Source organism: Bacillus sp. A260 (assembly GCF_009861435.1).
GTDB lineage: Bacteria > Bacillota > Bacilli > Bacillales > Bacillaceae_G > Bacillus_A > Bacillus_A cereus.
This window is the reverse complement of sequence record NZ_CP046398.1, coordinates 3,539,154-3,552,794: the sequence shown is the minus strand read 5'-3', so window position 1 is coordinate 3,552,794 and position 13,641 is coordinate 3,539,154. Positions and strand designations below refer to the sequence as shown.

The window sequence follows — 13,641 nt, the reverse complement described above, 5'->3', positions numbered from 1 at the left end:
TTACGGTGAATACTGTTAGTAAAAAATGAGGATAGTTCGTTTTGAAAGGAGGAAACTAGATGGAATGGAAACCAAATCGTGCAGATAAGACACCTGTATATAAACAAATTGCGGATTATATTGAAAGAGGCATTTCTTCAGGTGAATTTCCTTCTGATAGTAAGTTACCTTCTGAGCGTATGTTAGCAAAGGAATTACAGGTGAACCGGAGTACAATAGTAGCTGCGTATGAAGAATTAAAATCACTTGGAGTAGTAGAACGGCAAAAGGGAAGCGGAACACGGGTCAATACAGACATATGGGGTGTCTCACATAAACGAATACCGAACTGGGGTAGGTACGTGGAGGATGGATCGTTCTTACCTAACGTACCACTCGTTCAACAAATTCGAACGGAAACACAAAAAGATGATTTAATTAATTTAGCAAGCGGTGAACTGTCACCAGAATTAATTCCAAGTGATAGATTTCGAACAATTTTGTCGGAGAAAACATTTATGGAAAACCTCGGTTATGATCATCCACTTGGAAATGAGATGTTGAGAAAAACAATTGCAGCACATGTTCAGCAATATAAACAAATTGAAGCAGATTCAAGCTCTATTCTTATTACGTCAGGAGCACAACAGGCGCTTAATCTTATCGTTCAATGTTTATTAAAACCTGGTGATGCGATCGCGATTGAAGATCCTTCGTATTGTTTTTCGCTTCCAATGTTTAAATCGGCCGGTTTGAACATATTTCATTTACCTGTTGATGAGCATGGAATGAATCCAGATGACTTAATCGATTTGCACAAAAAGCATCGCATTCGTATGGTGTTTTTGAATCCAGATTATCAGAATCCGACGGGGACTGTGCTTTCATTAGCGAGACGTAAAAAAATTTTAGAACTGTCTTCTGAGTTCGGTATACCAATTGTAGAAGATGATCCGTATAGTTTAATCTCTTTTAATGGAGAAGTGAACCCGACATTAAAATCAATGGACCAAAATGGAAATGTTCTTTATATAAGTTCATTATCAAAAATTGTTGCATCAGGATTACGTATTGGATGGATAATTGGTCCTACACGTGTAATTGAGCGTTTAGCAGATGCAAAGCAACAAGTTGATTTTGGCCATAGTGTATTTACGCAGTGGGTAGCAAATCAATTTTTAGAATCAAAGGATTTCCATAAACATATTACGATACTTCGTGGACAATTGAAGCAAAGAAGAGATGTATTAATTGCAGAGCTTGAAGGAACATTGGGAGACCGAGTTGAATGTTTCGTGCCAGAGGGTGGAATACATGTATGGTGTAAAGTGAAAGGAAAGTTTGATGAATATCACTTATTAGGTGAATCTATACAGAATGGTGTCGCATTTGTTCCGGGCAGTGTTTTAGGTTCGAAAAATGAATATATACGATTTACGTTTGGTAGAGCGAATATAGAACAAATTCAACTTGGAATTAAACGGTTTGCCGACACGCTAAATGAGATTTCATAATATGGATGTGTGATAGTGAAATGAGGGAAAGAAATGAAGTACGTGACGCTTTTACTTCAAGTAGGCGTGCTATATGTATTTAGCCTAGTGGGTACGTGGATTCAAGGAGTATTCCATCTATCAATGCCAGGAAGTTTAATAGGGATGTTAATACTGTTCCTGCTCCTTTCCACTCGCGTTTTACCGTTAAAATGGTTTGAGTTAGGTGCGGAAAAGTTAATCGTATTTTTACCGTTATTTTTAATCCCTTCGACAACAGGGCTCATGGAATACGGGTCTTTTCTTTTCAGTAAGGAGAGTATTATATTCCTTTTAGTAGTTGCAAGTACTGTAGTAACTTTGATTGTTTCAGGGTATATAAGTCAATTATTAATAACAACAAAAAAATAAAATCGACAAGGTGCACGATTCAAATGGTCTTAATTATTATTACTGTAGCAATTTATTTCTTGGCGACAAAGCTATATAAAAAATTTACGTTTGCATTTACGTTACCGGTGTTAACAGTTACGGCAATTATGATTTGTTTATTTTTCATTTTTGGTATTTCTCATCATGAGTATAGGGAAAATGGAGGAGACATTCTTTCAAGCTTATTGAGCCCTGCAATTGTAGCATTAGCCATACCTCTATTTAAAGAGCGAAAGATACTTATGAAAAATTTTTTATCGATACTTATTGGAGTAGTGATAGGTATAGTGGCTGTAACGAGTATGAATGTAGTGATTGGCGGAATTTTAAATATAGATAAGGAACTTATATTAACTACTTTACCACAGTTAGCAACGATGCCTATTGCCCTATCATTAGCGGATCAAATTGGTGGTATTCCATCTATGACTTCTAGTTTTGTAGTTGTTGCAGGAATAACAGGCGCTATTATCGGACCAACAGTACTTAAGTTTTTCAGTATAACAAGTACGATTGGAAAAGGAGTTGGAATGGGCTGTGCATCACATATTATCGGTGTGAGCCGTCTCGTGAAGGAAGGCGAGAAAGAGGCGACAATCGGTTCGGTAACGATGATTGTAACTGGAATACTCATTAGTATACTAATACCGTATGGAACGAAATTTATTTTTTAAATGTAATGGAGATGATAACAATGACAACATGGTTTATAGTTACATTATTTGTTTTTGGAGCTATTAAAGTATTAGTTTCTAGCATGCCCACTTCTGTTGTGGAATCAATTATTAGTAAATTTGAATTGCATCAAAAGCTTGAGGCGGAAAATACTTCTATATCGATAGATGGAAAAAATATAGAGGGAGAAATGAAACTACAAGTTATTCATGAATTTAATGAGGCTTTGTTTTTAGATAAACATTATTTCCCGCCGCACGGAGAAGGGACACCCATAGTCATTGATACGAAGAAAGGGAATAAAGAGATTAGATTTTCGCTATATAGCTATGAAGAACATGTTGATGTCATTAAGCAATATAAGAAGAAAGTCGTTGCCTATCGTTTACGCTCTAAAAGCCTTCAAACATTGGCACCATTAGCAATAACGGAAGAGTATGCTTAAGAAGGGACCTATAATGGTCTCTTTATTTTTTTATCCAATTATATACGTTCCAAATAAAAGAATGAAAAATCATATAACCAAATAAAGAATATGTATGGTTCCAATTCGCGCTATGTACAAATAAACCTAAACTTTCAGCAATCTGTTCAAAAAGGCTAGCACAAATACCGATTGAAATAATAAATAAAATTCTAGAAACTTTAGATAATTTTTTTGAAATGTGTATAAAGATAACTGTTAAAATCGGCAGTACGAACAATGTAAAAGCTATATTAACCGAAAATGTGGATGAGAAGGGCCTAGCCGGAAAGGAATATATTTGTTTATGAACAAAAAAGGCATCTAAGCAAGTTCCAATAATAGAAGAGAGAAAGATTGTAACTACTAATGCTAGAAACTCATTCTTCTTCTCGGAGGAGGACATTTTTCTTTGCGAGAATGGCGAGTTCAATTTTTTCGAGTGTTTTGCAGTAGTCTTCTGTAATTTGTCCATTTATATTTTCCTCCTTATCAACTAAGTAATTTACAACTTGCCAATCGGTAAACCAATCTTCACTGTCAACTTCTTCATGCTTCATATCTCGCCATGCATAGATGAGTGCAGGGCTGTATATGCGATAAGCGCCATTTCGTAACTGGCATTTCTTTATTCGGCGCTTATAAAACTCACGGGAAAAAGATTCATTTACACTTGAAAATAAATGGGGCCAGTAATCTTTCCTTGATCCTGTATGTGGATGGTGTTGAGCCCAGCTTATTATTTGAGATAAAACATGTGTATCTCGAAATAATAATGAGTACAATCTTTTTCCAATTAATATCCGTTCATGTAAGGAAGTGAAATGTTTCATTGTATCACCAAATAGTAATACTTTTTGTTTCTTATCATTTTCGTAGAATGGGAAAAGAATATGATTAAACTGAAAGAAATCAAAGAGTTTAAATCCAATACTATTTAGTACAGTCTTTTTAAATTGTACATTTTGAATCACTCTTTTTTCTAAGTAGTTTTGTTCATTAATAATAGTGGCAATCGCTAAAGTTTTTTTGTTACCTGTTTTCCAAAAATGGTGCCACATCGTTTCCATAAATGTAGAAACATTTAGGTGAGGGAGAAGGTGAAATAACTTTTGTGATCTCTTTACACTTTGTTCGTAAAGTAAAAATTGAGGGTATACATCTTGGAAAATAAGCCAATTCCCTTTTTCTAAAAAAGAAAAAAATATGAATTGATCTTTCTCTGATAAAATTCTCGTATATAAATCCCCCTTTAAATCAGTCATATTCCAACCGCCGTTACGTGATACCATATGTCCAAGCAGTGCCCAATGTATTTCTGGATATTGAATGTAAAATTGGTAGTATGCGCGTGTTCTTGTAACATTATTTTTATTTAGTTGTTCTGTTTGTATTTTAATTTTGTTGATGATGAGTTGTTCTTCTTTCGTTAATTTATACATGGTGTCAGAAGGAATAAGCTTGCTTTTTTGTTTTAATTCATTTTTTACGTCGAATAGGGAGAGAGGCAGTGCTTTGGAAGGTCCGTTATATGTATGATTTGAATTGCTTCGGTCCATTCCGTTACCTCCCTTTTTCATAAATTTAAACATGATTATTGGCTATGAATCATTCTATTTATTTTATTACGAGTATAAGAAATAAATGAGCGGTGTTTTTTTACAAGGAATTTATTTATCATGCAAACAGTATGGAAAATCTTACTGTTGTGAGGTGAAATGAAAAACAGAAACTAAGTTTAATAGTTTCTGTTTTTTTATTTTGTCAATTAAATGTAACAAACGACGATTATGATTTGAATCAATTGAAAATAATTCAATAAATATTATTTAAATTGAGATGTTTCGTAGGAGGAAAAGGAATGTTAAATAAAATAATTTTAATTACTGGTGGTACAGGTTCGTGGGGGCATGAACTTATAAAACAACTATTAGAAAAATCACCGAAAGAAATTAGAGTTTTTTCAAGAAATGAAACGGTTCAGTTTGAAATGCAGCAACAGTTTATAAATGATCATAGGCTAAAATTTATTATTGGAGATATTCGTGATAAAGATCAACTAGTCTATGCATGCCAAGGTGTACATTATGTATTCCATCTTGCAGCTTTAAAACACGTTCCAGTATGTGAGTATTATCCTTATGAAGCTATAAAAACTAACATACATGGTACGCAAAATGTAATTGAAGCCTCTACACAGATGCAAGTTGAAAAAGTTATATATGTTTCAACGGATAAAGCAGCTGATCCATCAAATACGTATGGGATGACAAAAGCAATTGGTGAAAAATTAATGGTTCATGCGAATATACAAACGAAGAAAACAAAATTCATTTGTGTTCGTGGTGGAAATGTTTTAGGAACGAGTGGAAGTGTAGTACCGCTTTTTAAACAACAAATTAAAAGATCTTCAGAAGTAGGGATTACCGATGCGAATATGACTAGATTTTTCTTAACAGTTGAAGATGCTGTTGGATTGTTATTTAAAGCCGTATCTCAAGGTAGAGGCGGGGAAATCTTTGTTATGAAAATGCCGGCATGTAAAATAACAGATTTAGCGGAAATATTAATTGAAGATTCAAAAAAAGAAAATATTAAGGTGAAAGAGGTAGGGATAAGACCGGGTGAAAAATTAAGTGAAATGCTTCTATCTGAGGTAGAGAGTAAAACAAGTATAAGTTTTGATCAAAATTATTTTGTGGTACTACCGACGATTCCTATCGAAGGACTTCAAGAATATTATTCTAGCTATCCGCTAGTGGATGTGAAGAGTTTTAGTTCTCAACAAGATTTACTTGCAAAACATGAGGTGAAACAAATGCTATTAAAAGGAGGGTTTTTGCGATGAAAAAAAATGCGAGCCTTTTAATAACTGGTGCAAATGGTTTCACAGGCCGCCATGCTTGCCACTATTTTTTAGAGCAGGGCTTTCATGTAATTCCTATGTTTCAAAATCGTGCACATAGAGAAAAAATTAGAAATGGTATTACGTGTAATTTAACTAATAAGAGCGAAGTAATGAAGGTAATGAAACAAATAAAGCCAGACTACGTATTGCATTTAGCGGGAAGGAATTCGGTTATAGAATCTTGGACAGCTGCTCTTGAGTATATAGAGATTAATGTAATAGGAACGTTATATTTATTAGAAGCAATTAAGCAAGAAGCCTCGCATTGTAGAACATTAGTTATAGGATCTGCTTTGCAAGCAGATAGTATGAACGAAATGAAAATTTCAAATCCATATAGTTTAAGTAAAACGATGCAAGTCATTATTGCAGAGGCTTGGGGAGGATTAATGGATTCAAATATTATCATTGCAAAGCCCTCAAACTTAATTGGTCCAGGGGTATCGAATGGTATTTGTTCGATTCTCGCAAAGAAAATAATAGATATAGAATCAGGTAGAAGTAAGGCTATTATCGAAGTAAACAGTTTGAAAGATAGTAGAGATTTTCTAGATGTACGTGATGCGGTCAAAGCGTATCATGTGTTATTACGAGATGGAATAAATGGAAAACAATATAATATCGGATCAGGAGTAAAACGATCTTTATTAGATGTACTAGAACAATATAAAGAATTAACACAGCTAAATTTTTTTATAGAGGAAACAGAGAAAAGTGGGAGCGACTCAAATGAGAGTTTAGCAACAGAGGAAATAAAAAATTTAGGTTGGATCCCAGAAATTGAATTTCATCAATCATTAAAAGATGTACTTGAGTATGCGAAGTGTAGTGACATCTGCGTGCAATGAAAAACAAAAAAGGGTGTAAGAAATATATGAATGGTTATGAAGTAATAGATAATCAAAATACGCTATTTCTTTCAATTGTTGATACGCTGGACTGGAGAGATGAAGAAGCGCATGTATTGCTTATTTATGAGGCAATACATAAATATCAAGCGTATGTAGAAGAAAAAAGGGTTAATCGAATAAAGTCAGCATTAGAGACGGAGACTAGATATGTGATTCAAATCTTTGCTCAATACGAGTGTAGTGAGTATGGAAATGATTTTTATGAACTCATTAACGATCTTTTACAAGATATAGAGGTGGAGTTAAAGATTTATATAAAAAATAATAAGTTTATTTACATTTAAAAGGTAAAGAGAAAGCTAGATTTTTAATAATAAAGGTGGGTATAAGTTATGAGCAAAACGATTCTTTTTACTGGGGGCGGTACAGCCGGACACGTTATGATTAATATTGTATTAATTCCTAAATTTATAGAGAAAGGCTGGAGAGTCGAGTATATTGGATCCAAAAATGGAATTGAAAAATCATTAGTGCAAAATGTTAAATACAATAGTGTTTCAACGGGAAAGCTTAGGAGATATTGGGATTGGGAGAATTTTAAAGATCCTTTTAAAATTATACGCGGTTGTTTACAAAGTTATAATTTAATTAAGAAAACAAAGCCTGACGTTATCTTTTCAGCAGGAGGATTTGTTTCAGTTCCTGTAGCTATAGGAGCATGGTTAAATCGTGTGCCTATAATTATACGTGAACCAGATAGCACATTAGGGCTTGCCAATAAAATAGCATTACCTTTTGCTACAAAGCTATGCACAACATTTCCTCAGACAGGAGAAAATGTAAGTAATGAGAAGAAGGTTTATGTAGGACCAATTGTAAGGGAAGAAATTGAGAAGGGTAACGTATTACGAGGAAGAAGATATTGTGAATTTCAGCAAGATAAACCAGTATTATTAATTATGGGTGGGAGTCAAGGTGCTAAGTGGATAAATGATATGGTAAGGGAATGTTTAGATACAATACTATTAAACTTTAATATTATTCATATATGTGGTAAAGGAAAGGTAGACCCATCTATTGGCATGGAGGGGTATATGCAATTTGAATATATAGGCGACGAGTTGCCGCATATACTAAATATGGCAAGTGTTGTAGTTTCCAGAGCGGGTTCTACTGCTATTTCTGAATTGTTATTTTTGAAGAAACCGATGTTGCTTATCCCGTTAACTAACAGTTCCAGTAGGGGAGATCAAGTTTTAAATGCTGAATATTTTTCACGGCAAGGATATGCTGAAGTTATACTCCAAGACAGAGTAAGTACGAATACATTTATACATGCAGTAAATAAGTTGTATACAAATAAGGAGAAATATATTCAAAACATGAATGGATATAAGAAAACAAATGATGAGGGAATTCATCAAATAATAGATATAATAAATGAAGTGGTGAAGTAATAGAAATGTAAATAGAAAAACAAAAGGAAAGAAGGTATCTTCTTTCCTTTTTGCTATATTTGTTCTAATTAGTTATGTACTATGGGTGAATGCCGTTTTCTAATAGCTCAGTAAATGCATGAATATGAATAGGTTTACTGTAATAATAACCTTGAATAAACTGACATTTATTTTTTTGAAGGAAATTTACGTGCTCTTTCGTTTCTACACCTTCAGCAATGACAGACATTCCTAATGTATTTGCTAATGTGATGATCGTTTTAATAATTTCCATTCCATCATCACATGTTTCAGACATTGTAATAAATTCTCTCGGGATTTTTAACGTATCAATTGGATACAAAGGTAAGTAGGCTAGCGAAGAATAACCTGTACCAAAATCGTCGATAGAAATGTGAATCCCTAAACTTTTTAGTGTACGCAGTTTTATCAATGTTTCTCGCTCATCCATCATTGCAATTCGCTCTGTTAATTCAAGATCAAGAGAGCTTGCTGGTAAACCTGTATTTGTTAGAGTAGAAGAAATAGATTTTACAAAATCCTCTTGTTCAAATTCCTTAGCAGATAAATTTACACCTATTTTTAAATGTGAATATCCGAGTGCGTGCCAACGTTTCATTTGTTTACAAGCCTGCTCTAATGTCCATTTACCTATTGAAATAATTTGTAGTGTTTCTTCTGCAATCGGAATAAACTCGTATGGAGAAATAATACCTAATTCAGGATGATTCCACCTAATTAAAGCTTCTGCACCGATAATTTTATTAGATTCACTATCAACTTGAGGTTGATACAAAAGGAACAATTCTTCATTTTGTAGTGCGTTTGGTAAATCTTTTTCTAATCGCAATCGTCTTTCAATTTTTTTAGCGATTACATCGTCATAAATAGATACAGAGTTAAGTTCTTTTGCTTTTGCATCATACATTGCAACATTAGCGTTTTTCAGAAGTGTAGCGGTATCGATTCCGGAATGTGGATAAATAGCGATGCCGATACTCAGTGATAAAGTTAATTTATGCTCATGTATGATAAATGACTTTTTCATGCATTTAAATAATTGGTTACATAATTGGAATAAGTAATCTTCGTCAGTATAGTTTTCAATTATGATTGTAAATTCATCGCCACCGATTCTTGAAAGATGAGTATGTGATGGAAGACATGATTGGAAGCGCTTTGCTACTTCTTCTAATATGTAGTCTCCTGATGAATGTCCAAGTGTATCGTTAATTGCTTTAAAGCGATCTAAATCTAAATATAATAATGCAAACTCGCTTTCTGTTATTTCAGCATTTTTTATAACTCTCTTTAATTTCTTATGGAAAAAGGCACGGTTACCAATTTTCGTTACAGTGTCATGGAATGCTAAATATTTTATTTCTTCTTGCTGTTTTTTTAGTGCAGTAATATCTTTCACCATAATATAGCTTCCTGAAATTTGTCCGTCTATTATAATAGGAATGATTGTAACGTATAAAAAATAAGTAAAGCCATCTTTATATTGAGAACTAAGTTGTAAGGATGCCGATTCTTGTTGTTTCACTTTCTCTAACGCCAATGCTAGCTTATGCTTATCTTCATCTAAAATAATCGAAAAACAAGTTTCACCGAGTAACTCATCTGTTGGTGCTCCAAGTAGTACACTCCCAGCCTTATTTACATTTAAGAATATTCCATTTAAATCAATGGTGAAAATAGGGTCAGGATGATATTCATATAATGATTTAAACTTTTGCTGTTTTTGAGAAAGAGCCTCTGATTTATGAACTAAATCAGAAGTCCGTAAAGTAACTTTTTCTTCTAGTTGGGCATTAAATGCCTGCAAACGTTTTGTTAAGGAATTGTTTTGCATACGTACGATAGAATGACGAATGAGTACGAAAATAAAAGTAATACAATTTCCTGTAATGAGAGTTGAAGATGATGTTTGTTCTTTTAATGTAAACCCGATTAGTATTGCAACAGCAAGATAGGGAAATACAACTAAAGCTTTTTTTCCTATTATAGGGTTTACAAGGAAATAATTTCTATGGCTATTATGATCTTCTGAAATAGAGCCAGCTATTGCAATAAGTAATATAGGTATTCTATATAAAAGACGTAATAATATTATCGTTTCAGTTGATAAGTGGTTATTTAAGTAAAAATAAATATAGTTAAAAGTTGCAGAACTTATTAATACAAAAATAAAGATATAAATTTTCCGTTTGGAATTAAAAATTGTTGGACGGAAAAAGAGACTAACACCTAGCAGTAGAAATAATAAATCTGCAATTGGGTATAAAAATGAAAGGAAAACATCTCCTAGTGAAAGAGCGAATATATTTAAATTTGGTTGATTAAATAAATACCATTCTAATGTAAATATGGAAGTAAGCACTATGCATATATCACAAATAAAGAACGCTTTTTCCCATTTATTGCATTCCTTTAAGATTTTATAGCAGAAAGCGATAAGACAGAAAAATAGAAAAAACATGTAAAATACATCAGAAACCGTAAAACGATGTATTGGAATTTCGAAGAAGCTATCTTGATATGTATATACTATTTTCCCTAATAAAAAACTACCAATTGCTATTGTAATACATATCCAAAACGGATTTGAACTGACTTTTTTAGAATATATAGAGTAAATCAGTGATACAAATGTAATGGCTTCAACGACAAGTGAAGCGAAGCGTACATCTGAATTTGAAAAATGAGTAGGGAACAGATAGAAAAACATAAAATAGATTGAATAGCATATTAATGTTCCGATTAATATACATAATTGTAAATTTTTATTTAATTTCAATGAAATCACCTTCTTTAATTATGCACTATGTTCGTTATATCTATACATAATAATATTATTTAAGAATTGTATCAGATTTCCTTATAAAAATCATGTTTATAAGGAAAGTGTTAAAGAGTGTAAGTATTCTTAAGGTTGAAAAAATATTGCGGTTGATAGTATAGACTGTATCAAGACTTTAAATAGAAATTGTATATTTAGTCATCCTTTGAATTGTAAAGTTTTTTTAGTGATTTGTAAGTGGAGATGCAAAATTGCATATAAAATGATGAGTATCTTTTTTTGGTGAGCTTTTTATTTTTAATCTGAAGATTAATATTTGTGAAAATGTTGAGAAAAGATATAAAATAAGAACGTGTATTCTTACAGAGTGGAATAGTATTGCCACTAAATAGGGAGGCTTTTTTATGATATATCGAATTAAAGATGCAGAAATATACTATGAAATTGTGGGAGAGGGTAAACCGGTCATTATCATACATGGCTGCGCCCCTGACCATAGGTTAATGATGAAATGTATGGAATCAGTATTTCAGAAATATGAAGGTTATAAGCGAATATATATTGATTTACCTGGAATGGGAAAATCGAATGCTCCAAATTGGATAAATAGTTCAGATCGTATAGTAGAAGTGCTTATCACATTTATTGAGGAAATCATTTCTACTGAAAAATTTTTATTGGTAGGAGAATCATATGGAGGCTATTTAGCCAAAGGTATACTTGCAAAGATGTTTGAGAGAGTTAGCGGATTACTATTAGTATGTCCTGTTGTTGTAGCGGAGCCAGAAAAAAGGATTCTTCCAGATAAACAGGTAATTGTACAAGATGAGGAATTTTTAAATACGCTCACTTCCACAGAAAGAGAGGAGTTTTGTGAGTTAGCTGTAATAGCAAATGAATATACATATAAGCGATTTAAAGAAGAAATTAAGCCTGGGTTAGATGTTGCTAATTATGAATTTATTGAAAGGTTGCAAAAGAATTACTCTCTTACTATGGATTTTCAGCATGAAAGATATGAAAATCCCGTTCTTTTACTGACTGGAAGACAAGATATATCAGTAGGTTATCAAAATATTATAGAAATTATTGAAGAATATCCAAGGGCAACATTAGCAGTGTTAGATATGGCAGGGCATAATTTGCAAATTGAGCAGCCTGAATTATTTGAGAGTTTAGTAGGAGAATGGATTAGACGAACAAATCAGCACAGTTTATAAAGTATTTTAGTATTACCCCTAAGTGTTGAAATGGGATAAATGAACGTGATTTATTAACTTATCTCGCTATTTGCCGGGCAGCCCGATTAGTGAGGGCTGATTAAAGTTTCACTTTATAAAAAATTTTAAGGAGAAATTATGAGCACATATATTTATATGGTTAGACATGGTGAATCACCAAAACTAGAAGGAAATGAAAGAATGCGTGGATTAACTGAGAGGGGACATATGGATGCCCGTAGAGTAACTGACATATTAAAAGCGGAGAGGATTGATACTTTTATTTCCAGTCCTTATAATCGGGCTATGCTAACGATAGAGGAGTCAGCTAATTTCCATGAAAAAGAAATAGTAGTATATGAAAATCTTAAAGAGTGTATGTTTTCAAGTGAGGATCAGGTTATATCAGACAAAGAGGTGTATCCACTTGTACAGAAGATGTTCTCTAATCCGGACTTTGCACGAACGGAAGGAGAGTCATATGCAGATTGCCAGAGAAGAGTAGTGAAAGTATTAAAAGAAATCTTAATGGATTTTCGAGGATGCAAAATTGTAATTGGTACACATGGGCTTGTCATGACATTAATGATGAACTATTTTGATAAACAATATGGTTTTGAATTTTTAATGAATACGTCAAAACCGGATATATATAAGATGGAATTTAAAGAAGAACAATTAATGAATGTAGAGAGATTATGGAAAGCTGAATAAAATTAGTTGCATGGATTTTGTTGTAAAAGTTACTTTTATAGCAAAGTCTTTTTTTGAATAGAAAGCATCTTTATCAACTATTGTTAGAATGTTAAATAAATAAGTAATTATTCAGTCTTTGAATAAATTATGGAGAAATTGGTTTAGGGAAACAATTTTAAATGTGTCAAAATTCCAAACGTTGGATTTATATTCAATAGGAGAAAAAGATGTAGAATTTTGTCTTACAGTCCCCGTTTACTTTTCATTTCATTACATATAGGCTTTGTGGTGTAAGGGAGGACATTGCCTTTACGTAAAATCTATAAGGAGGTCATTGTAATGAAACAGATTAAAAAGTTTGCGGGAGTTGCTTTAGCGGGGACGATTGGATTAAGTGGATTACTGTTTTTAGAACCAAGTGTAAGCGTTGCGGAAGCACAGCAAGTGAAAGTAGAAAATTTCAATACAATTGATGTAACGATGAATCTAAATGAATTGTATGTATTAAGTGGCAGAAGCATTGATATTCTTTCTGGAGATAAAGAAGCAATTCAGTTAAATAAATACACAATTAGTTTTAATAAACCTGGGAAGTATGTGATTAAAGTAAATGGCTGTATTTATGATGATGTATATACTTTTATTGTAAATGAGTAGTATATAT

Annotated in this window: 14 protein-coding genes; 11 read left to right on the top strand and 3 right to left on the bottom strand. The window is 32.7% G+C overall.

Annotated elements, in window-relative coordinates:
• Positions 1–59 precede the first annotated feature (59 nt).
• From pdxR to GD442_RS17780, 4 genes are read left to right on the top strand one after another with little or no spacing between them, the layout of a single operon-like run.
• A complete protein-coding gene (pdxR, locus tag GD442_RS17795) occupies positions 60–1,493 on the top strand; it encodes a MocR-like pyridoxine biosynthesis transcription factor PdxR (protein WP_000454965.1) in 1,434 nt (477 codons plus the stop codon).
• 33 nt (positions 1,494–1,526) lie between these two features.
• Positions 1,527–1,883 carry a CidA/LrgA family holin-like protein gene (locus GD442_RS17790; RefSeq protein WP_000878488.1) on the top strand — a complete coding sequence of 119 codons (357 nt, stop codon included), beginning with the start codon at positions 1,527–1,529 and terminating at the stop codon, positions 1,881–1,883.
• Between the two features lie 23 nt (positions 1,884–1,906).
• Complete coding sequence (locus GD442_RS17785; protein ID WP_000242939.1) at positions 1,907–2,578, top strand: LrgB family protein; 672 nt, start codon at positions 1,907–1,909, stop codon at positions 2,576–2,578.
• A 20-nt stretch (positions 2,579–2,598) separates the two neighbouring features.
• Positions 2,599–3,024 (top strand): YfmQ family protein, encoded by a 426-nt coding sequence (locus tag GD442_RS17780; RefSeq protein ID WP_000214634.1) that lies wholly within the window; start codon positions 2,599–2,601, stop codon positions 3,022–3,024.
• A 22-nt stretch (positions 3,025–3,046) separates the two neighbouring features.
• On the opposite strand, the gene GD442_RS17775 is transcribed toward GD442_RS17780, so the two are convergent.
• Both GD442_RS17775 and GD442_RS17770 read right to left on the bottom strand, forming a co-directional pair.
• The gene (locus GD442_RS17775) at positions 3,047–3,448 is read right to left on the bottom strand and encodes a CBO0543 family protein (protein WP_033683151.1); all 402 of its coding nucleotides are present in this window, start codon (positions 3,446–3,448) and stop codon (positions 3,047–3,049) included.
• Entirely contained in the window at positions 3,423–4,601 is a 1,179-nt protein-coding gene (locus GD442_RS17770) for a DUF2515 domain-containing protein (RefSeq protein ID WP_000376159.1), read from the bottom strand. Before GD442_RS17770 ends, GD442_RS17775 begins: the two co-directional genes overlap by 26 nt.
• 302 nt (positions 4,602–4,903) lie before the next feature.
• Here GD442_RS17770 and GD442_RS17765 point away from each other — a divergent pair, with 302 nt between their 5' ends.
• From GD442_RS17765 to GD442_RS17750, 4 genes are read left to right on the top strand one after another with little or no spacing between them, the layout of a single operon-like run.
• Positions 4,904–5,890: a UDP-N-acetylglucosamine 4,6-dehydratase family protein gene (locus GD442_RS17765; RefSeq protein ID WP_000932613.1), complete on the top strand. Its 987-nt coding sequence runs from the start codon at positions 4,904–4,906 to the stop codon at positions 5,888–5,890.
• On the top strand, positions 5,887–6,798 hold the full coding sequence (locus tag GD442_RS17760) for an SDR family oxidoreductase (RefSeq protein ID WP_000739078.1): 912 nt from the start codon (positions 5,887–5,889) through the stop codon (positions 6,796–6,798). The genes GD442_RS17765 and GD442_RS17760 overlap by 4 nt, the downstream gene beginning before the upstream one ends.
• The gene (locus tag GD442_RS17755) at positions 6,795–7,145 is read left to right on the top strand and encodes a DUF6572 domain-containing protein (RefSeq protein ID WP_002164458.1); all 351 of its coding nucleotides are present in this window, start codon (positions 6,795–6,797) and stop codon (positions 7,143–7,145) included. Before GD442_RS17760 ends, GD442_RS17755 begins: the two co-directional genes overlap by 4 nt.
• Before the next feature lie 48 nt (positions 7,146–7,193).
• Positions 7,194–8,258 carry an undecaprenyldiphospho-muramoylpentapeptide beta-N-acetylglucosaminyltransferase gene (locus GD442_RS17750; protein WP_000047562.1) on the top strand — a complete coding sequence of 355 codons (1,065 nt, stop codon included), beginning with the start codon at positions 7,194–7,196 and terminating at the stop codon, positions 8,256–8,258.
• A gap of 79 nt (positions 8,259–8,337) precedes the next feature.
• On the opposite strand, the gene GD442_RS17745 is transcribed toward GD442_RS17750, so the two are convergent.
• Positions 8,338–11,058 (bottom strand): sensor domain-containing protein, encoded by a 2,721-nt coding sequence (locus GD442_RS17745; RefSeq protein ID WP_000773561.1) that lies wholly within the window; start codon positions 11,056–11,058, stop codon positions 8,338–8,340.
• Positions 11,059–11,465: 407 nt separating this feature from the next.
• Between GD442_RS17745 and GD442_RS17740 the strand changes: the two genes are divergently transcribed.
• The 3 genes from GD442_RS17740 to GD442_RS17730 all read left to right on the top strand — a co-directional run bounded on the left by GD442_RS17740 (position 11,466) and on the right by GD442_RS17730 (position 13,634).
• The gene (locus GD442_RS17740) at positions 11,466–12,281 is read left to right on the top strand and encodes an alpha/beta fold hydrolase (RefSeq protein ID WP_000640335.1); all 816 of its coding nucleotides are present in this window, start codon (positions 11,466–11,468) and stop codon (positions 12,279–12,281) included.
• A gap of 138 nt (positions 12,282–12,419) precedes the next feature.
• Complete coding sequence (locus GD442_RS17735; RefSeq protein WP_000109179.1) at positions 12,420–12,995, top strand: histidine phosphatase family protein; 576 nt, start codon at positions 12,420–12,422, stop codon at positions 12,993–12,995.
• A 321-nt stretch (positions 12,996–13,316) separates the two neighbouring features.
• Entirely contained in the window at positions 13,317–13,634 is a 318-nt protein-coding gene (locus tag GD442_RS17730; RefSeq protein WP_000809495.1) for a hypothetical protein, read from the top strand.
• Positions 13,635–13,641 lie beyond the last annotated feature (7 nt).

Bases quoted from the DNA above. Each gene is read 5' to 3' on its own strand.
- pdxR (WP_000454965.1), top strand. From the start codon at position 60: ATGGAATGGAAACCAAATCGTGCAGATAAGACACCTGTATATAAACAA.
- GD442_RS17790 (WP_000878488.1), top strand. From the start codon at position 1,527: ATGAAGTACGTGACGCTTTTACTTCAAGTAGGCGTGCTATATGTATTT.
- GD442_RS17785 (WP_000242939.1), top strand. From the start codon at position 1,907: ATGGTCTTAATTATTATTACTGTAGCAATTTATTTCTTGGCGACAAAG.
- GD442_RS17780 (WP_000214634.1), top strand. From the start codon at position 2,599: ATGACAACATGGTTTATAGTTACATTATTTGTTTTTGGAGCTATTAAA.
- GD442_RS17775 (WP_033683151.1), bottom strand. From the start codon at position 3,448: ATGTCCTCCTCCGAGAAGAAGAATGAGTTTCTAGCATTAGTAGTTACA.
- GD442_RS17770 (WP_000376159.1), bottom strand. From the start codon at position 4,601: ATGGACCGAAGCAATTCAAATCATACATATAACGGACCTTCCAAAGCA.
- GD442_RS17765 (WP_000932613.1), top strand. From the start codon at position 4,904: ATGTTAAATAAAATAATTTTAATTACTGGTGGTACAGGTTCGTGGGGG.
- GD442_RS17760 (WP_000739078.1), top strand. From the start codon at position 5,887: ATGAAAAAAAATGCGAGCCTTTTAATAACTGGTGCAAATGGTTTCACA.
- GD442_RS17755 (WP_002164458.1), top strand. From the start codon at position 6,795: ATGAAAAACAAAAAAGGGTGTAAGAAATATATGAATGGTTATGAAGTA.
- GD442_RS17750 (WP_000047562.1), top strand. From the start codon at position 7,194: ATGAGCAAAACGATTCTTTTTACTGGGGGCGGTACAGCCGGACACGTT.
- GD442_RS17740 (WP_000640335.1), top strand. From the start codon at position 11,466: ATGATATATCGAATTAAAGATGCAGAAATATACTATGAAATTGTGGGA.
- GD442_RS17735 (WP_000109179.1), top strand. From the start codon at position 12,420: ATGAGCACATATATTTATATGGTTAGACATGGTGAATCACCAAAACTA.
- GD442_RS17730 (WP_000809495.1), top strand. From the start codon at position 13,317: ATGAAACAGATTAAAAAGTTTGCGGGAGTTGCTTTAGCGGGGACGATT.